Annotated in this window: 16 protein-coding genes and 1 pseudogene; 12 read left to right on the top strand and 5 right to left on the bottom strand. The window is 73.3% G+C overall.

Going from position 1 to position 18,755, the window contains the following annotated elements; translation table 11 throughout:
* Positions 1 to 15 precede the first annotated feature (15 nt).
* From ACWIX6_RS01335 to ACWIX6_RS01325, 3 genes are read left to right on the top strand one after another with little or no spacing between them, the layout of a single operon-like run.
* Positions 16 to 795, top strand: a complete 780-nt coding sequence (locus ACWIX6_RS01335; protein ID WP_448615044.1) for a (Fe-S)-binding protein — start codon at positions 16 to 18, stop codon at positions 793 to 795.
* Entirely contained in the window at positions 792 to 2,273 is a 1,482-nt protein-coding gene (locus tag ACWIX6_RS01330; protein ID WP_448615043.1) for a LutB/LldF family L-lactate oxidation iron-sulfur protein, read from the top strand. Before ACWIX6_RS01335 ends, ACWIX6_RS01330 begins: the two co-directional genes overlap by 4 nt.
* Positions 2,270 to 2,902, top strand: coding sequence for a LutC/YkgG family protein (locus ACWIX6_RS01325; protein WP_448615042.1), 633 nt, complete (start codon positions 2,270 to 2,272; stop codon positions 2,900 to 2,902). The genes ACWIX6_RS01330 and ACWIX6_RS01325 overlap by 4 nt, the downstream gene beginning before the upstream one ends.
* A gap of 116 nt (positions 2,903 to 3,018) precedes the next feature.
* On the opposite strand, the gene ACWIX6_RS01320 is transcribed toward ACWIX6_RS01325, so the two are convergent.
* A complete protein-coding gene (locus ACWIX6_RS01320; protein ID WP_448615041.1) occupies positions 3,019 to 4,851 on the bottom strand; it encodes an LCP family glycopolymer transferase in 1,833 nt (610 codons plus the stop codon).
* A gap of 380 nt (positions 4,852 to 5,231) precedes the next feature.
* Here ACWIX6_RS01320 and ACWIX6_RS01315 point away from each other — a divergent pair, with 380 nt between their 5' ends.
* Both ACWIX6_RS01315 and ACWIX6_RS01310 read left to right on the top strand, forming a co-directional pair.
* Positions 5,232 to 6,194 (top strand): acyl-ACP desaturase, encoded by a 963-nt coding sequence (locus ACWIX6_RS01315; protein ID WP_448615040.1) that lies wholly within the window; start codon positions 5,232 to 5,234, stop codon positions 6,192 to 6,194.
* Positions 6,195 to 6,289: 95 nt separating this feature from the next.
* Complete coding sequence (locus ACWIX6_RS01310) at positions 6,290 to 7,093, top strand: exodeoxyribonuclease III (protein WP_448615039.1); 804 nt, start codon at positions 6,290 to 6,292, stop codon at positions 7,091 to 7,093.
* 269 nt (positions 7,094 to 7,362) lie between these two features.
* Here ACWIX6_RS01310 and ACWIX6_RS01305 read toward each other — a convergent pair.
* Positions 7,363 to 7,915, bottom strand: a pseudogene (locus ACWIX6_RS01305) (DDE-type integrase/transposase/recombinase); the annotation flags it as partial.
* Positions 7,916 to 8,216: 301 nt separating this feature from the next.
* Between ACWIX6_RS01305 and ACWIX6_RS01300 the strand changes: the two are divergent.
* On the top strand, positions 8,217 to 8,912 hold the full coding sequence (locus ACWIX6_RS01300) for a hypothetical protein (protein WP_448615038.1): 696 nt from the start codon (positions 8,217 to 8,219) through the stop codon (positions 8,910 to 8,912).
* 63 nt (positions 8,913 to 8,975) lie between these two features.
* Here ACWIX6_RS01300 and ACWIX6_RS01295 read toward each other — a convergent pair whose 3' ends face one another.
* Complete coding sequence (locus tag ACWIX6_RS01295; protein WP_448615037.1) at positions 8,976 to 9,575, bottom strand: TetR/AcrR family transcriptional regulator; 600 nt, start codon at positions 9,573 to 9,575, stop codon at positions 8,976 to 8,978.
* 318 nt (positions 9,576 to 9,893) lie between these two features.
* Between ACWIX6_RS01295 and ACWIX6_RS01290 the strand changes: the two genes are divergently transcribed.
* From ACWIX6_RS01290 to ACWIX6_RS01280, 3 genes are all read left to right on the top strand, one after another.
* Complete coding sequence (locus ACWIX6_RS01290; protein WP_448615036.1) at positions 9,894 to 10,700, top strand: DUF4389 domain-containing protein; 807 nt, start codon at positions 9,894 to 9,896, stop codon at positions 10,698 to 10,700.
* A 115-nt stretch (positions 10,701 to 10,815) separates the two neighbouring features.
* Complete coding sequence (locus tag ACWIX6_RS01285; RefSeq protein ID WP_448615035.1) at positions 10,816 to 11,409, top strand: hypothetical protein; 594 nt, start codon at positions 10,816 to 10,818, stop codon at positions 11,407 to 11,409.
* A 919-nt stretch (positions 11,410 to 12,328) separates the two neighbouring features.
* Entirely contained in the window at positions 12,329 to 12,460 is a 132-nt protein-coding gene (locus tag ACWIX6_RS01280) for a hypothetical protein (protein ID WP_448615034.1), read from the top strand.
* A 27-nt stretch (positions 12,461 to 12,487) separates the two neighbouring features.
* On the opposite strand, the gene ACWIX6_RS01275 is transcribed toward ACWIX6_RS01280, so the two are convergent.
* Entirely contained in the window at positions 12,488 to 14,266 is a 1,779-nt protein-coding gene (locus ACWIX6_RS01275; RefSeq protein ID WP_448615033.1) for a putative bifunctional diguanylate cyclase/phosphodiesterase, read from the bottom strand.
* Between the two features lie 128 nt (positions 14,267 to 14,394).
* On the opposite strand from ACWIX6_RS01275, the gene ACWIX6_RS01270 reads away from it, so the two are divergent.
* Positions 14,395 to 15,759, top strand: a complete 1,365-nt coding sequence (locus ACWIX6_RS01270) for an aminotransferase class V-fold PLP-dependent enzyme (protein ID WP_448615032.1) — start codon at positions 14,395 to 14,397, stop codon at positions 15,757 to 15,759.
* Between the two features lie 76 nt (positions 15,760 to 15,835).
* Entirely contained in the window at positions 15,836 to 16,927 is a 1,092-nt protein-coding gene (locus tag ACWIX6_RS01265; protein ID WP_448615031.1) for a spore photoproduct lyase family protein, read from the top strand.
* A 71-nt stretch (positions 16,928 to 16,998) separates the two neighbouring features.
* On the opposite strand, the gene ACWIX6_RS01260 is transcribed toward ACWIX6_RS01265, so the two are convergent.
* Complete coding sequence (locus ACWIX6_RS01260; protein ID WP_448615030.1) at positions 16,999 to 17,880, bottom strand: PP2C family protein-serine/threonine phosphatase; 882 nt, start codon at positions 17,878 to 17,880, stop codon at positions 16,999 to 17,001.
* A gap of 121 nt (positions 17,881 to 18,001) precedes the next feature.
* Here ACWIX6_RS01260 and yaaA point away from each other — a divergent pair, with 121 nt between their 5' ends.
* A complete protein-coding gene (gene yaaA, locus ACWIX6_RS01255; RefSeq protein WP_448615029.1) occupies positions 18,002 to 18,739 on the top strand; it encodes a peroxide stress protein YaaA in 738 nt (245 codons plus the stop codon).
* The last annotated feature ends 16 nt before the right edge of the window (positions 18,740 to 18,755 follow it).

The following is an 18,755-nucleotide window of genomic DNA, read 5'->3' as shown; positions in this document are numbered from 1 at the left end:
GATGAGGATCCCGGGATGAGAGTCGCGCTCTTCGCCACCTGTCTGGTGGACACCCTGACGCCGTCGGTGGCCCGGGCCACCGCCACGCTGCTGCAGCGGCTGGGCCACGAGGTGGTCGTGCCCCGGGACCAGGCCTGCTGCGGTCAGATGCACGTCAACACGGGCTACCGGCGCGAGGCCGTGCCGATCGTCGCCAACCACGTGCGGGCGTTCGCCGGCGCGGAGGCGATCGTGGCGCCGTCCGGGTCGTGCGTGGCGTCCATCCACCACCAGCAGGCCGACGTGGCCCGCCGGGCCGGGGAGCTCTCCCTCGCCGAGGACGCCGCCGAGCTCGCCGGGCGCACGTACGAGCTGTCCCAGTTCCTGGTCGACGTCCTCGGCGTCACCGACGTGGGCGCCTACTACCCGCACCGGGTCACCTACCACCCGACCTGCCACTCGCTGCGGCTGCTCAAGGTCGGCGACCGGCCGCTGCGGCTGCTCCGCGCGGTGCGCGGGCTGGAGCTGGTGGAGCTGCCCGGCGCCGAGCAGTGCTGCGGCTTCGGCGGCACCTTCGCGATCAAGAACGCCGACACCTCGACGGCGATGCTGACCGACAAGATGGCCAACGTGCTCGGCACCCACGCCGAGGTGTGCACCGCCGGCGACGCGTCCTGCCTCATGCACATCGGCGGTGGCCTGTCCCGGCTGCGCGCCGGCACCCGGACGGTGCACCTGGCCGAGATCCTCGCGTCGACGGAGGACGCCGTGACCCCGCACCAGTCCACCCGGCCCGCCCCGGCGGTGACCGCATGACTGCCACCGTCCCGCCGAAGGCGCCCACCTTCCTCGGCCTGCCCACCGCGCCCCGCGGCGTCGGCCACCTGCGCGGCGACCAGTCGTTCCCGGACGCCGCGCGCACCGCCCTGCGCGACGGCCAGCTGCGCGCCAACCTCGGCCACGCGACCACCACGATCCGCAACAAGCGGGCCCGCGTCGTGGCCGAGGTGCCCGACTGGGAGCAGCTCCGCGCCGCGGGCAAGGCGCTCAAGGCCGCCACCATGGCGCGCCTCGACGAGCACCTGGAGGAGCTGGAGCGCCAGGTCACCGCCCGCGGCGGGACGGTGCACTGGGCGCGGGACGCCAACGAGGCCAACGAGATCGTCACCCGCCTGGTGCAGGCCACCGGGGCGAGCGAGGTGGTCAAGGTCAAGTCGATGGCCACCCAGGAGATCGGGCTCAACGAGGCGCTGGAGGCCGTGGGGCTCGACGTCTTCGAGACCGACCTGGCCGAGCTGATCGTCCAGCTCGGGGAGGACAAGCCGTCGCACATCCTGGTCCCGGCCATCCACAAGAACCGGGCCGAGATCCGGGAGATCTTCGCCCGGACCATCCCCGGCGTGGACCCGGAGCTCACCGACGAGCCGCGCAAGCTGGCCATGGCCGCCCGGGCGCACCTGCGCGAGCGGTTCCTGCGCGCCCGGGTGGCGGTCAGCGGGGCGAACTTCGGCATCGCCGAGACCGGCACCCTCGCCGTGGTGGAGAGCGAGGGCAACGGCCGGATGTGCCTCACCCTGCCGCAGACGCTGATCACCGTGATGGGCATCGAGAAGCTCGTCCCGACCTGGCAGGACCTCGAGGTCTTCCTGCAGCTGCTGCCGCGCTCCTCGACCGGCGAGCGGATGAACCCCTACACGTCCACCTGGACCGGGGTCACCCCCGGCGACGGGCCCCAGGAGTTCCACCTGGTGCTGCTGGACAACGGGCGGACGGCGGTGCTGGCCGACGAGGTGGGCCGCGAGGCACTGCACTGCATCCGCTGCTCGGCCTGCCTCAACGTCTGCCCGGTCTACGAGCGGGCCGGCGGGCACTCCTACGGCTCGGTCTACCCGGGCCCGATCGGCGCGATCCTCTCCCCGCAGCTGACCGGCGTGGAGGACAACGCCTCGCTCCCCTACGCCTCCAGTCTCTGCGGCGCCTGCTTCGAGGTGTGCCCGGTGGCCATCGACATCCCGTCGATCCTGGTGCACCTGCGCGCCGAGCACGTCGAGGCCCAGGAGAAGCTGACGGCGGAGGCGATCGCCTTCCGCGGCCTGGCGAAGGCCATGTCCAACCCGCGGCTGTGGCACCTCGCCCAGCGCGCCTCCCGGCTGGGCCGGCTGTTCGCCCGTGGCCGGCCGACGCTGCCCAACGCGCTGCCTCCGCCGATGTCCGGCTGGACCCGCAGCCGCGACCTGCCTACGCCGCCGACCTCGACGTTCGTCGAGTCCTGGACGCGGGAGCACGGGCGATGACGGCCCGCGAGGACGTGCTGAGCCGGATCCGGACGGCGCTGGGCGAGACCCGGACACCGCCGCCCGAGGTGGTCCGCGACTACCGGCGGGCCGGCGGGCACCCGGCGACCGGCGCGGAACTGCTCGACCTGCTGGTCGACCGGGTGGAGGACTACCGCGCCTCGGTGCTGCGCTGCGGCCCCGGCGAGGTGGGCGCCACGGTCGTCGCCGCGCTGGACCAGGGCATCGGCACCGGGTGGGCGCCGGGCGACGTCGTCGTCGCACCCGGACTGCCCGAGGAGTGGCGCCCGCCGGGCAGCGACGTGGACGACGACCGCCCGCCGGTGCAGCTGGCCGAGCGGTCGGCCGCGGTGACCGCCGTCGCCGTGGCCATCGCCGAGACCGGCACGCTGGTGCTCGACGGCTCCCCGGCCTGCGGGCGGCGGGCGCTGTCCCTGCTGCCCGACTGCCTGGTCTGCGTCGTGCGGGTGGACCAGGTGGTGGGCGGCGTGCCCGAGTCGCTGACCCGGCTGGACCCGCTGCGCCCGCTGACCATGGTCAGCGGCCCGTCGGCGACCAGCGACATCGAGCTGCAGCGGGTCGAGGGGGTGCACGGTCCGCGCACGCTGATGGTGGTGCTGGCCGGTTAGCAGGAGCACCCTCCTGCCCCCCACGGCTCGCACGCTCGCCGCGGGCCCCCTGCAGGCGGTGCGGGGCACGTTCCGGCACGCCGCGCCGTTCGCCCGGCCGTGAGCGCCGGAGCGGCTCAGCCGCCCCGGGTCGGCGGCTTCCCGGCGGCGAGCGCCTCGGCGGCCGCCGCCGGGTCGAAGGCGCAGGCGTCGCCGACCTCGCTGGCCGCACCGGCGCCGTCGGTGGGCGCCGGCTCCGGCGACGGGGCCGGCGAGGTGCTGGGGGCCGGCGTGCCCGAGGGGGCCGTGTCGTCGGCGTCGTCCACCGGCGCCGGTGCGGCCAGCGCCTCCTGCACCAGCGCCCGCATCCGGTCGTAGTCGGGGTAGGCCGGGTCGATCACCGTGTCGTCGAAGACGACGCTGCGGATCTCCGAGTCCTTGACCCGCAGCGCCAGGTCGACGACGTCGCCGAGGACGTTGGAGGGGACGTCGGTGCTCACGATGTCCTGGGTGGTCGCCGCCAGCTCCCGGTACGAGGAGAGCAGCGTGACCGGGTCCGCGGCCTGCACGATGGCGTCGAGCACGCAGCGCTGCCGGTCCATCCGCTGGTAGTCGGTGAGCCCGAAGCGGCCCCGGGCGAAGTCCAGCGCCCGGGTGCCGTCCATCTGCTGGTCCGGCCCCGGGGCGATGTAGTCGTCGGGGAGGATGCCCCTGCTGGGCTCGCCGTTGATCGGCACGTAGTAGTTGACGTTGACGGTGATCCCACCGAGCGCGTCGACCAGCCGAGCGAAGCCCTCCAGGTTGACCAGCACGTAGTAGTCGATGTCCAGGCCCAGGGCCTCACCGACGCCCAGCTTGAGGAAGTCCGCACCCGGATCGGCGGTGGGGCCCAGCACGTCGGGGTGGGCGGCCGGCCCGTTGCGGTAGACGGCGTTGAGCAGGCTCTCCGACTCGCTCCCGGCGTCGAAGCCCTCCGGGTACAGCGCGGCCAGCGGGCTGTCCGCCGGGAACGGGAGGTCCTCGAGGTTGCGGGGCAGGCTGAACAGCGTCGTCCGCCCGGTGGCGACCTCGACGTGCGCCACGATCACCGTGTCGGTGCGCACGCCCTCCCGGCCAGCACCGCCGTCGCCGCCGAGCAGCAGCACGTTGATCGACTCGCGGCCGCCGAAGGGGTCCGCCTCGTCCTCGGCGTCCACGACCGTGGCGCTCTCCCGGTCGGCGAAGACGGTGTCGACCAGGTCCCGCTGCGCGGCGGCGAGCCGGACGGCGGTCACCGCGGGGACGACGACGGCCGCGCACAGGACCGCCACGACGAGCCCGCCGAGGGCCCGCTGCCAGGACCGCAGCCGGCGTGGGCGCAGCGACCGGTAGCTGAGGACGACGACCGCCACCCAGCCCAGCGCGGCCAGCGCCACCCCGGCACCGAGCACCAGCAGCGCGGTGGAGTCGACCGCCACCCGCAGCAGGACGGCGCGCTGGCCGGCGAGCACCAGGTAGGCGCCCAGGGCCAGGACCAGCAGGAACACGGCGAACACGGTCCAGCCGAGCCGGCGCCGGCCGGCCGCGACCAGGCCGGCGCCCGGGAGGACCGTGCCCAGGGCGGTGAGCCCGAGCGCCCGGCCCAGTCCCCGCGGCTCGCGAGCGGGCCGGTGGTGGGAGGTGCCGCCGGCCGGCTCGGGGCGGCCGGCCGGCCCGGGGCGGCCGGCCGTCGTCGTCCCGGACGGCTGCGGAGCAGGGGTGGACCGGTCCGTCCCGGTGGCCGGGCCGGTGTCCGGACGGGCACCGGGGACGGCCGCGTCGGCGTGCGGCGCCGGCTCCGGTCCGCCGGACGGGGTGCTCCCCCCGCCGAGGATGAAGGCGGCCGGCCCGATGGGCGGCGCGGTCGGGTCGACGCCGCGGGCGGAGTCGGGGACACCGGGGCGCGCGGACCAGGGCCGGCGGCGGGCGCCCGGCCGGTCGTCGGACGTCACGGTCGGTCTGCCCGCCTTCCGCTCCTGGTCATCGCGCCATGATCGCACCGATCCCCGGCCGGAGCAGGGGTCGAGCCGACGTGGCACCACCCGTCGGGAGGGGCCGGGGCGGCGCCGGTCGGGCCGCCGACCCGGTCGGCCGGAGCGGCGTCACTGACGGTGCTCGGACCGGTGCCGGCCAGCTCGACCAGCGGGCATGGGCGCGGGCTCGACGGGGTAGTGAGCCTCATCACCGCGGCCGCGGGTGGCCTGGTCCGGACGACGGACGACCGGGCCGCACCCGGCCGCCGTCCCCTCGCCGCCCCGGGAACCCCCGGGCCGGTCACCGGGCTACGGTGCGACAGCCCCGACGCCGTAGGTACACCGACCAGGAGGCCCTCGTGTCCCGGACGACACAGCAGACAGCACTGCTCACCGAGCTCGAGCCGGTCGTGGAGGAGAACCTGAACCGGCACCTGAGCCTGGCGCAGGAGTGGCACCCGCACGACTACGTCCCGTGGTCGGAGGGTCGTGACTTCGCCTTCCTCGGCGGTGAGGACTGGGCTCCGGAGCAGTCGCGGCTCGACGAGACGGCCAAGGCCGCGCTGGTCACCAACCTGCTCACCGAGGACAACCTCCCCAGCTACCACCGGGAGATCGCCACCAACTTCGGGACCGACGGCGCCTGGGGCACCTGGGTCGGCCGCTGGACGGCGGAGGAGAACCGGCACGGCATCGCGCTGCGCGACTACCTGGTGGTCACCCGGGGCGTCGACCCCGTGGCGCTGGAGCGCGCCCGGATGGACTACATGACCGCGGGCTACGACTCCGGGGACAAGACCGCCCTCGAGGCGGTCACCTACGTGTCCTTCCAGGAGCTGGCCACCCGGGTGAGCCACCGCAACACCGGCAAGGCCACCGGTGACCCGATCGCGGACAAGCTGCTCGCCCGGATCGCCAAGGACGAGAACCTGCACATGGTCTTCTACCGGAACCTGGTCAGCGCGGCCTTCGACATCGCCCCCGACGACACGATGAAGGCCGTCACCAAGGAGGTGGTCGGGTTCGAGATGCCCGGCGCCACCATGGCCGGCTTCCGGAAGAACTCCGTGATCATCGCCAAGGCCGGCATCTACGACCTGCGGCTGCACCACGACGACGTCGTCAGCCCGGTGCTGCGCGCCTGGAACGTCTTCGAGCGCACCGACCTCGGCCCGGAGGGCGAGCAGGCCCGCGAGGAGCTCGCCGTCTTCATGGAGGGCCTCGACGCCCAGGCGACGAAGTTCGTGGAGAGCCGGGACCGCATGCGCGCCCGGGTGCAGGCCCGCTCCGACGAGGAGATCGCGCCCCTCGCCCAGGCCTGACGAAGGACCCCGCTGCCCCCCACCACTCGCAGGCTCGCGGCGGGACCCTGCAGCGGGGCCGTGGCCGGTCTCGGCCCCACCTAGAGTGGGTCTCCGTGCGCCTGGCGACCTGGAACGTGAACTCCATCCGCAGCCGAGCCGACCGGGTGGCCGCCTGGCTGCAGCGCAGTGACGTCGACGTCGTCGCGCTGCAGGAGACCAAGTGCCGCGACGACCAGTTCCCGGAGGAGCGCTTCCGGGACCTCGGCTACGACGTGGCGCACGTGGGCCACTCGCAGTGGAATGGGGTCGCGCTGCTGTCCCGGGTCGGCCTGACCGACGTGCAGGTGGGCTTCCCCGGGATGCCCTCCTGGGCGACCAAGGAGGGCGCCGAGCCGGCGCCCGAGGCCCGCGCGCTGGGCGCCACCTGCGGCGGGGTGCGGGTGTGGAGCCTGTACGTGCCCAACGGCCGCCAGCTCGGGGACCCGCACTACGACTACAAGCTGGCCTGGCTGGAGGCGCTGCGGGTCACCGCCGGCGGCTGGCTGACCGAGGACGCCGACGCGCAGGTGGCGCTGGTCGGGGACTGGAACATCGCCCCCCAGGACGACGACGTCTGGGACATCTCGCTGTTCAGCCACTCGACGCACGTGACCGAGCCCGAGCGGGCCGCGTTCCGCGGGGTCGTCGACGCCGGGTACGCCGACCTCGTCCGCCCGTACACCCCCGGCCCCGGGGTCTACACCTACTGGGACTACACGCAGCTGCGCTTCCCCCGCCGCGAGGGCATGCGGATCGACTTCGTGCTGGGCAGCCCGGCGGTGCAGCGCCGGGTGACGAACGCCCTGATCGACCGGCAGGAGCGCAAGGGCAAGGGCGCCAGCGACCACGCACCCGTCGTGGTCGACCTCGCCGACTGACGCACCGACCGGACGCCGTGGGGCACATCTGGGGCCACACGCGGCACCCGCTGCGCCCCACGCGGCGTCGACGGCTCGGCGCGTGCGGTCCTCGCTGTCCGGCATCAGATGGCCGTAGGTGGACAGCACCAGCGAGGCATGGTCGTGGCCGAGCCGCTCGGCGACGGCCACCACTGACTCGCCGGCGGCCAGCAGCAGCGACGCGAAGTGGTGCCGCAGGTCGTGGGCTGGTCGTTCCCGCCCGCAGCCCTGCCGATGCCACCGCTCTTCTGGCGGGCGCCCAACTGGCCGATGACCTGGTGCAGCGAGTACCGGTAGGCCCAGGCGTTGTCGGTCATCACCCGCTCGATCCGCGGAATGCCGTGGTCGGCGAAGTAGGCCGCGGCGCGGGCGAGGAAACCTGCGCAGGTCGCGCCCTTCTCATCGGTGGGGATCTCGGAGTAGGCCAGCCGGGACTGGTCGTCGACGAGGGAGTGCACGTAGTCGTAGCCGACGACGGTGGCGCGGCGGCTGGTTCTGCCGGCGGCGCGGCCGTGCGCCCGCCAGCCGCCCCCCTCGGGGATGCGGGCCAGCTTCTTGACGTCCATGTGCACCAGCTCGCCGGGCCGGGACCGCTCGTAGCGGACGGCGGTCACCTTCGAGGACCGGATGACCTGCCCGGTCATCGGGTCCAGGACGGCCGGCCGGGGCTGCCCCCGGCGGAGCAGGACCCGGGAGACCGTGCGCGCCGGCACGCCCAGCTCAGCGCCGATCCAGGCCGGGCCCCCGGCGCTCTCGGGCGCGGAGTTCGACGATGCGGCCCTCGACCTCGGCCGGGGTTCGCCCTGCCGGTGTCAGGCGATGCCCGACGCCGCTACGGCGACGGCCTCGCCCGGCTCATGCCTGCCGCCGAGCCGCCTTTGAGGCCGTAGCGACCGATCGACGAGGGTGATGGGGCGACCCCTTGCGCGGCGGAATCCTCCGGGTGGACCCTGGCCGCGCCTCGTTGTGCGAGGCCGAGTTCTCCAGACACCGGGGCCGCTGTGTTCCCCGAGCGCGGAGCGCAGGGGTCCCGGGTTCGGTCCGTCCTGCCTGCAGCGTCGAGGCGCGGGTCAGGCACGAGCACGCAGAGGGGACCTGGAAGATGACCGTTGAATCCGTTCGTACGCCGCCGCCGTCGTCGGGCACCCCGGGTGCACGGGCCGATGCGCTGGCCCGGTTCTTGCCCGTCGCTGGGACCGTCTACGTGCTGGCCTGGGTCCTGGGGCTCCTGACCGGGCCGAGCGCCCCCGCCCCGACCGCACCCGCCGTCGAGATCCGGACCTTCTACGTCGACAACACCGGCGGAGTGGTGCTGCAATCGCTGCTCGTCCACGGACTGGCCGGGCTCGCACTGATGGCACTGGCCCTCGGCTTTGCCCGCGCGCTGCCCAACTGGCCGGTGGAGGCCCGGTGGATGCAGGTCACCGGCCTCGCCGCCGCGTTCGTCTCCTTCATGCAGGTGGCCCTCGCACTGGTCGCCGTGGCCGTCGCTGACACCACGGCGGCGTCGACCAGCAGGGCGCTCTTCTCCGCCGTCAACTACGCCGACACGCTCAAGTTGATCCTGCTGGCGTCGTTCGCGATCACTGTCACCTGGGCCGCGACGCGCGCCGGCGTCATGCCCGGATGGGTGCGAGCCCTGGGCTACTTGCTGGTTCCGCTGCTCATCGTCGGGGGGCTCGCGTTCATCATCGACAGCGTCGCGCTCTACCTCGTCCTTGAGATCTCACTGGTCGTCCTGCTCTTCTGGGCGGCCGCGGCGAGCTGGGTGGTCGGCCATCACCGCAGCACCAGCTGAGCACGGTTCCGTTTCCTGGCCACTCGGGGCGGACGCCCGGCGGACGTCCGCCCCGGTGCCCCGTCATCCGGTTGCCGCCGGGTCCACAGAGAAGGCGGTCAGCACCGCCTCGACGTTGGCGTCCACGTACTCCTGGGTTATGGGGTCGTGGGTGATCAGCAGTCGGGTCCACACGGGCCCGATGAGCAGGTCGATCATGAGCTCCTGGTCGACCGTGGGAGCGAGCTCGCCCCGGGCGACCGCCAGCGCGAGGACTCTCCGGTAGGCCTGCCGGCGAGTGTGGATGACGGTGTAGAGCAGGTCGGCGATCTCCGGGTGGTGCCCGGTCTCGCGCAGCAACCGGGGGACGAACTGCCCGCGGCCGCGGACGAAGGACTCCACCGCACCCTGCAGCAGCGCCCGCAGGTCCCCGCGAAGGCTGCCCGAGTCGGGCACGTCGACGGTCTGCAGGGCCAGCCGCTCCACTCCCGCGGCGGCCACCGCAGCCTTCGAGGGCCAGCGACGCAGGATCGTGGTCTTCGCGACGCCGCTGCGGACAGCCAGCTCGTCGAGGGTCAGACCGGCGTAGCCGTGCGAGCCGAGCAGGACGAGCACCTGGTCGAGGATGCGCTCGTCGAGGGTGTGGTCTCGTGGGCGTCCCCGGACAGGAGGCGGTGAGGTCACGCCAGAACCTCCTTCGTCAGGATCCTCGGTATCGGAATCAGATCGGGATTCTATGCAGCTCAACCGGTTGCCCGGGCATTGGCGACCCCCTTTACGACACTGAGGGTTGCGTAGCGCGGAGAGGCGGGTCTACGGTGACTCGCGTCGGCGCAGTGACCTGTTTCCAGGGGCGTTCCGACGCCGACGCTGCGCGGAGACAAGCGCGTTGATTCTGGTCGGTGGTCCAGCGTGCCGACGACAGTCGGTCCTGTGGCCTTGGTGGACGAGTCCACCCCGGCGCCCACGCCGCGGTGGACTCCCTGCACGGGAGGAGGAATCGTGACGGAGAACCGGACGCCGTATCCGGTCCGCGTGGACGCGTCGGAGGACGCGTCGGTCTCACGTGGGCTGTGGCTGGTCAAGTGGCTGCTGCTGATCCCGCACTACGTCGTGCTGGCCTTCCTGTGGCTGGCCTTCTTCCTGGTCAGCGTGGTGGCGTTCTTCGCGATCCTGATCACCGGGCGCTATCCGCGGGGGTTGTTCGACTTCAACGTCGGCGTGCTGCGGTGGAGCTGGCGGGTCAACTACTACGGCTACTGGGCCCTGGGCACCGACCGGTACCCACCGTTCACCCTGGCCGATGTGCCCGACTACCCGGCGCACCTGGATGTGTCCTACCCCGAGCGGCTCTCCCGCGGCTTGGTCCTGGTGAAGTGGTGGCTGCTGGCCATCCCGCACTACCTCATCGTGTCCCTCTTCGTCGGCGGCGGGATCTGGCTGGGTTCCCGGGCGGGGACCGCGGACGACGGCTGGGTCGACAGCTGGGGTGCGGGGGTGAGCCTGGTCAGCCTCCTGCTGTGCATCGCGGCGATCGTCGTGCTGTTCACCGGCCGCTATCCCCGGTCGCTGTACGACTTCGTCCTGGGCCTGGACCGTTGGGCGCTTCGGGTGGCCGCGTACGCCGCGCTGATGACCGACCGCTACCCGCCGTTCCGGTTGGACACCGGCGGACCCGACCCCGGCTCCATCGGGGCCGTCCGTCCGACCCCGCCGCCTGCCGGAGCCCCGGCCGCACCCGGCGGCCCGCCCCCCACCGCGGCCACCCCGGGTGCGACCGGCCCCACCCCGGCCGGCGCACGCCCGTAGCCCTGAGCCCGCCGCGGCAGCCATCACGCCGCCAGGTCCATCGCGCGTGATGGCTGCCGCTCAGGCCCGGTTCCGAGCCCATCTGTTCCGAGCCATTCTCGAAGGGGGCTGCGCAATGTCCGACTCCGAAGTCCGCTCTTCCTCTCCATGGCTGGCCTTCACCGGCCTGCTGCCGGTCGTGCTGATGGTGCCGATCCTGATCGCCCACGCGTACGCCGCCGGGGTGATCGTCGCGGTGGTGGGCTGTGTCGGTGTCCTGATCTACCACCTCGCCCGACGGCAGGGCGTTACCAGCCTGGATCTGTTGGCATTGCTGTTCGCGGTCGGGAACGTGGTGCTCTACTTCGGGCTGCACAACACGTGGCTCATCGGCCACGTCGCGATCGTCTTCTACACGCTGCTGGCGCTGCAGTGCGCAGTCAGCCTGGTTCGGGGTGACCCCTGGACGGTGCAGTTCACCCGGCGGGTCGTGCGCCCGGAGTTCCTGACCGACCCGCGCTTCCACGAGATGAACGTGCGCACCACAGTGGTATGGACCCTGTCCTTCGCAGTGTGTGACGCCCTGGCGGTCCTCGTGCACGGTGCCGCGGGCACGTGGCTCCCGCTGGTGGTACTGGCCCTGGCGGTGGTCGTGTCCCGGGTCAGCGGTCGCCTGTACCTGAATGCCGCCATGCGTCGCGCTGATGGGCGAGCCGCAACTGTCAGCTGACGTCGTCACCAGCAAGCTCTTGGGCCGCGGCAAGGTTGCCCGAGCGACACTCGACCGTGGTGGGGATGTCCGCGACGCCCTGACCTCCCGCGCCTTCGGCTGTCCAGCCGAGCGCGACGCCTCATCATCCAGGAGTTCGTCATCGCCGCAGCCGTCATCACCGTGCTCGTCACCTGGGACCTGGTCGGCAACCTCCCCCTGCCCCTGGGTGTGGCCGGCCACGAAGGTTCGACCATCCTGGTGGCGCTGAACGGACTTCGCCTGCTGCGTCCCTCGGAACGGAAGCCAGCAGGCCAGCTGGCCCACGGCCGAGGGGGTGCGGCCTATCACAGCCCAGCACTGGCGCAAAGGCGGCGGGCTCGCAGGCTGGGTGACGTGACGGTCGCCCGCTTCAATCGCGCAGACTGCCCGTAGCGAAGGAGGCGGCAGGCCGCCGGTGCCCTGCCCCGCAGGTTGGGGCTACAGCTTCGTACCCCGGCGTGCACCAGCTCGCTGGGCATCGTCATCTCATAGCGGCGGACCGGCTCGCCGATGACCGGTCGACGTACCGGCAGGCCGTCGTCCCCCTCGCCGCGCAGCAGTGGCGCGCGGTTCGCCCCCCACGTCACCTCCCGAGAAGCCCCGCCGCACGGGCGACATCGAGTGGCAGGCGAACGCTGGAAGGACGATCACTGCCTCCGGTCACGGTTGCGCCGACGCCGCCCTCGTTCGTGGGCTCTCGGAGCAGTTGCCGCGACCTCCGAGCTTGCCCTTGGGGCACATATGGGGCACACGAGACCATGGTTGGACGGCATCGGCACGGATTGACTGACCTGTACATCCGCAGGTCAGGTCCAAATTTGCGCCGTACGGGCCGGTCAGCGAAGCCTCCGGACACCTACGGGACTACACGCAGCTGCGCTTCCCCCGGCGCGAGGGCATGCGGATCGACTTCGTGCTGGGCAGCCCGGCGGTGCAGCGCCGGGTGACGAACGCCCTGATCGACCGGCAGGAGCGCAAGGGCAAGGGCGCCAGCGACCACGCCCCCGTGGTCGTCGACCTCGCCGACTGACGCACCGACCGGACGCCGTCCCGCGGGTCAGGCGGGGACGAGCATGCGGGACGCCGACCGGCCCCCGGTCAGCATGAACTTGACCGCGTCTCCGGCGACCAGCGGCCGGGAGAAGTGGTACCCCTGGCCGAGCGGGCAGCCCAGGGCGCGTAGTGCCTCGACCTGCTCGGCGGTCTCCAGCCCCTCGGCGACGACCTCCATGCGCAGGGTCTGGCCGAGCTGGGTGATGGCCGCGACCACGGCATGGTCCTCGCAACTGGACGCCACGCCGTCGATGAAGGACTTGTCGATCTTGAGGGTGTCGATCGGGAAGCGCCTCAGGTAGCTGAGCGACGAGTACCCGGTACCGAAGTCGTCCAGGGCCAGACGGACCCCCAGCTGCTTGAGCAACTGCATCTTGCGGGTCGTCTCCTCGGTGTCGCTGGCGAACAGCGACTCGGTGATCTCCAGGGTCAGCAGCGACGGGTCCAGTCCCGACCGGTGCAGCGCGTCGGCCACGTCGCCCACCAGGTCGGGATGCTGGAACTGGCGCACCGAGACGTTCACGCTCATCCGCAGCCGGCCCAGGGGGGAGCGGTCCTGCCACGCAGCAGCCTGCCGGGTGGCCTCCTGGAGCACCCATCGGCCGATCGGCACGATCAGGCCGGTGTCCTCGGCGAGCGGGACGAACTCCAGGGGCGACACCAGGCCCCGTACCGGGTGACGCCACCGGAGGAGCGCCTCGAAGCCGACGGTGTGCTGCGTCGGGACGTCGACGATGGGCTGGAAGTGCAGTTCCAGCTGCTCCCCGTCCAGGGCACCCGAGAGCTCGGCCCGCAGCGCGTCTCGCTCCACGTGCGCGGTGTGGTGGCTGGGCTGGAACACCTCCAGCCGGGCCTTGCCCCCGGTCTTGGCCGCGTACATGGCCATGTCGGCGGCCCGGAGCATCCCGATGCCGCTGGCGGCGCAGGTGGTGGAGGTGGCCAGACCGATGCTGAACCCGGTGCGCACCAGGTGATCACCGATCTGCACGGGCGCCCGGAGTGAGCTGATCATGCGCTGGGCCACGCGTTCGGCCTGGTGCTCACTGCCCGAGCCGACGAGCAGGATGGCGAACTCGTCGCCGGACAGGCGGGCGACCAGGTCGGTCTCCCGCACGCTGCCCGTCATGCGGTCGCTCAGCAGTCGGATGAGCAGGTCGCCGCTCTCGTGGCCGAGGCTGTCGTTGACCGACTTCAGGTTGTCCACGTCGAGGAACAGCACGGCCGACGGGGTGCCCGCAGCGCGGAGCTGCTCGGCCTCGGCCAGCTTGTCCATCATGTAAGCGCGGTTGGGGAGACCGGTGAGCTGGTCGTGGAACGCCTGGAAGCGGAGCCGCTCCTCCAGGTCCTTCCGGCCCTCCACCGCGCCCAGCAGGCTGTTGAACGCCCGGCCGGCCTCACCGATCTGGTCGTCCGAGTCCACGGTGATCCGCTCGAACACCGCCTCGGACCAGTCCCCGGTGCGGGTGGCGGAGGTGATCGAGCTGGTCGCCGACCGCAGGTGGCCGCCCAGCACCTGGAGTCGGCCGCCGACGACGCCGCGGCAGAGGGCGTAGTTCATCGCGCCCACCAGGAAGCCGGCGATCAGACACGCCATGCCGAAGAGCGGGCGCGCGGCGATCGTGCCGGGCACGCCGAGCAGCACCGCGAAGGGCGGGAAGATGAGCCCGACGACGAGCCCGAGGCCGACCATGTAGATGGCCATGTCCCAGAAGACGCGCGAGGTCAGCCGGAATCCCCGTCGGCGGAAGCCGCGGCTGCCCCACCGGTTCGTGATGGCGGTCATGCCCGCTTCATCGGCGGGACGCCGCCCCCGCTTGAGTGAACACGCGGATCCCACCAGCTGTGGTGAGGAGGACAGATTCCGCTGGCCCGGCGCTCAAGTTCCTCCCGCGACCGTTCGATGAGCGTGGCATGGAGATGACCCCGGCGTTCACAGCCGGCCAGTACGTGGGCGACGACCTGTGGGTGCCGGTGCTCGACGGCGGCCGGCGTCAGTACGTCGACCTCGACACCGCGGCCACCAGCTCGGCGTCCGTCGCCGTCAACCGTGCGGTGCAGGAGTTCCTGCCCTGGTACGCGAGCGTGCACCGCGGCGCCGGGATCAGGTCCCAGGTGACCAGCGCCCGGTACGAGGAGGCCCGCGACGTCCTGGTGCGCTTCGTCGGCGGCGACCCGGCCACCCACCTCGCGCTCTTCCCGCGGAACACCACCGAGGCGCTCAACCTGCTGGCCTACCGGCTGGGGCTGACCAAGTCCGACGTCGTGGTGACCACCGAGGTGGAGCACCACGCCAACCTGCTGCCCTGGGCCCGGTACGCGCAGCTGCGGACCGTGGCCGTCGACGAGCGCGGCACCTTCGACGTCGCCGCTGTCGAGGCGGCCCTCGACCAGTCCCCGAGGCCGCGCGTGCTGGCCATCTCCGGCGGCTCCAACGTCACCGGCTGGCTGCCCGACCTGCGCGGCATCGCGGCGGCGGCCCGCCACCGCGGCGTCCTGGTGGTCGTCGACGGCGCGCAGCTCGTGCCGCACCGCCCCGTCGACATCACGGCGCTGGGCATCGACGTGATCGCCTTCTCCGGCCACAAGATGTACGCGCCCTTCGGCGCCGGCGCCCTCGTCGCGCCCCGGGCGCTGCTGGCCACCGGGGAGCCGTTCCTCGTGGGCGGCGGAGCCGTCCAGGCGGTGTCGTTCGACGACGTCGTCTGGGCCGACGGCCCCGACCGCGACGACGCCGGGTCGCCCAACGTCCTCGGGGTCGTCGCGCTGACCGCCTCCGCCGACGAGCTGCGCAGCGACGGCTGGCCCTCGGTGCTGGCCCACGAGGAGCACCTGGTCCGCGGGCTGGACTCCGAGCTCGCCTCCGTCCCGGGGCTGCACCGGCTCGGTCCGGTGACCGGTGACCGGCTCCCCGTCGCGGCGTTCAACCTGGAGGGCGTGCCGCACGGCCTGGTGGCCGCCCGCCTGGCCAACGAGTACGCGATCGGCACCCGCAGCGGGTGCTTCTGCGCGCACCCCTACATGGGCCGGCTGCTCGGGCTGTCCGAGGCCGACGTCGCGCAGTTCCACGCCGACGTGCGCTCCGGTCTCCGCCACCGCCTGCCCGGAGCGGTCCGGATCAGCGCCAACCGGCAGACGTACCTCACCGACATCCCCCTCCTCGGGCAGGCCCTGCGGGACATCGCGGCCACGCCCGAGGGCGCCGAGCGGTACACCGTCGACGAACGGGGCGACTTCGTGCCGCTGAACCGGTCGCTCGTCGGCTCCTCCGCCGGCTGACCCACCCGGCCGCGCCGAGCGGCGACACGCCGCCTGAGCAGGAAGGACCCGACCCCGGCAGCGGTTGCACCAGGCGATGACCACCGCGCTCGCCGCCCCCTCCCCCACCCGCCTCTGGACGCCCTCCCGCGTCCTGGTCACCCGCTCGGCCGCCGAGCGTCCCCATGGCCGCCGCATCCTCGACCGGCTCGAGGCCGCCGGCGTGCAGGACGTGGAGCTGCTGCCGGGCGACCGGCTGCCGAACCTGCGCGGCGACGGGGACCGCGCGGCGTTCATGCGGGCCAAGCAGACGATGGCCGTCGTCGTCGGTGCGCCGTCCCGGCGCCGCCTGCAGCCCATCCCGCCGTCCGCGGACTGGCGCTTCGACCTCGCCGAGGGCTGCCCCGCGCACTGCCAGTACTGCTACCTCGCCGGATCGCTGTCCGGGCCGCCGATCACCCGGGTCTTCGCCGACCTCGACGAGGTCCTGGCCGGGCTGGACGCCTACGTCGGCTCCGGCGGGGTCACCTCCGGCACGGTCGAGCGCGGCGGCGAGGGGACGACGTTCGAGGCGTCCTGCTACACCGACCCCCTGGCCATCGAGCACCTGACCGGCGGCCTGGCCGCGGCGGTCACCCACTTCGGCACCCACGACTGGGCCGGGCCGGTCCAGCTGCGCGCCACCACCAAGTTCGACGACGTCGCCGGGCTGCTGGACCTCCCGCACGCCGGGCGGACGCGGCTGCGCTTCTCCGTCAACGCCGACTCCGTGGCCCGCCGGTTCGAGGGCGCGACCAGCCCGGTGACCGGGCGGATCGCCGCGCTGGCCGCCGTCGCCGCCGCCGGCTACCCGGTCGGGCTGACCATCGCCCCGATCATGCCGGTCGAGGGCTGGCAGGAGGAGTACGGCGCGCTGCTCGACGCGGTGGCCACGGCGCTCCCGGCCGGCACCGACCTCACCGTCGAGTGCATCACCCACCGGTTCACGCCGAACAGCAAGGCCACGCTGACCGACTGGTACCCGCGGACCAAGCTGGAGATGGACGAGGACCTGCGGACCACCAAGCGCGGCAAGTTCGGCGCGGTCAAGCACGTCTACCCGAAGGACGTCATGGCCGGGCTCCGCGGCTGGTTCGAGAACGCGCTCGCCGAGCGGCTCCCCGACGCCCGGCTGCTCTACTGGACCTGAGGAAGGACCCTGCTGCCCCCCACCGCTCGCAGGCTCGCGGCGGGCCCCTGCAGCAGGGCCACCGCCCGGGGTCAGCGCTGCGGGGCCACCCCGGCCGCCACCCGGCCCGGCCACAGGGCCTCCAGCGCGCCGGCGGTCTCCTCCCGGAAGTCGACGGCCGCGCCCACCGTGCACGGCGTCACCGTCGCGTCGCCGGGCCCGTCCTCGCGGACGTCACCGACCACCACGGTGATGTTGTCGGTGGGCGGCCCGGCCAGCGCCTCGTCCCGCAGCGCCGCCGCCGCCTCGGTGGGGGTGGCCGCGTCGTGCAGCAGCCGGCGGATCCGGTCGGGCCGGACGACGTCGGACAGCCCGTCGGAGCAGACCATGAACCGGTCCCCCACCCGGGCCTCCAGCCGGACCAGGTCCAGGCCGGCCAGGTCGTCGTCCCCGCCGCCGTGCAGGGCGGCGTACACCGCGGAGCGCTGCGGGTGCACCCGCGCCTGCTCCGGGGTGAGCTCCCCCGCGTCCATCATCGCCTGCACCAGCGTGTGGTCGGTGGTCACCTGGACCAGCTCGCCGTCGCAGAGCCGGTAGCCCCGGGAGTCGCCGATGTGGGCCAGCAGGAGCCCCTCGCCGTCGGCGTAGACGGCGGTCATCGTGGTGGCCATGCTGCGCAGCCGCGGCCGCTCGGTGTAGGCCGCCCGGATCCGCTCGTTGGCGCCGGCCACCACCCGCACCAGGTCGGTGGCCCCGGCGCCCGGGACCCCGCGCCGCGAGCGGCCGCCGCCGGGGGTCAGGCCGATCCCCATCGGGGCCATCCAGTTGACGACGAGGGACGACGCCACCGCACCGCCCACGTTGCCGCCCACCCCGTCGGCGATCGCGATGAGCAGCGGAGCGGCGTGCGCCGAGTCCTGGTTGTCCGGACGTGGTCCGGTGGTCGACACCGCCGCCGAGTCCAGCACGAGCACCAGCACACCTCCTGACCTGTCGGGTCGACCGCGATGACCGTGGACGTTAGATCACGACGGTCGCAGGTGCGTCGCGGACGCGGTGGGCGGGCCGTCCGCGCGGGTCCCTACCGTTCCTCCCGTGCTCGTCCTGCTGCCGCCGTCGGAGACCAAGCACCCCGGCGGCACGGGGCCGGCGCTGGACCTCGAGGCGCTCACCGCGGCCGAGCTGACGCCGGTCCGGGCCCGGGTCGCCGACGCGCTGGTGGAGCTGGCCGCCGACGTCCCCGCGGCGCGCGCGGCGCTGGGCCTGTCCGCCACGCAGGACGGCGAGATCGCCCGCAACGCGGCGCTGCGGACCAGTCCCACGCTGCCGGCGATCGAGCGCTACACCGGCGTCCTCTACGACGCCCTCGACGTCGGCTCGCTCACCCGCGCGCAGCGGCGCCGGGCCGCCGGCCGGCTGGCGGTCGGGTCGGCGCTGTTCGGGGTGGTCCGCGCGGAGGACCCCATCCCCGCCTACCGGCTGTCCGCCGGGTCCTCGCTGCCGGGGCTGCCGTCGTTGCGCACGCTGTGGAAGCCGGCGCTGGCCCCGGTCCTCGGCGCCGACGGCGAACTGGTCGTCGACCTGCGCTCGGGTGCCTACGCCGACCTGGCCCCCGTCCCCGGCGCGGTCACCGTCCAGGTGCTGGACGAACGGCCGGACGGCACCCGCGCGGTGGTCAGCCACTCGAACAAGGCGCACAAGGGCCGACTGGCCCGACTGCTGGCCACCACGGGCGCCGAGCCGGACACCGTCGTCCGGGTCCGGGCGCTGCTGCGCCGGGCCGGGCTGCGGGTCGAGCACGACGGCGGCAGCCGGCTCACCCTGATCGTCTGAGCGATCTCCACTACCG

The sequence above is a fragment of the Modestobacter sp. URMC 112 genome, from assembly GCF_053502575.1.
This window is presented reverse-complemented; position numbering and strand designations above follow the sequence as displayed.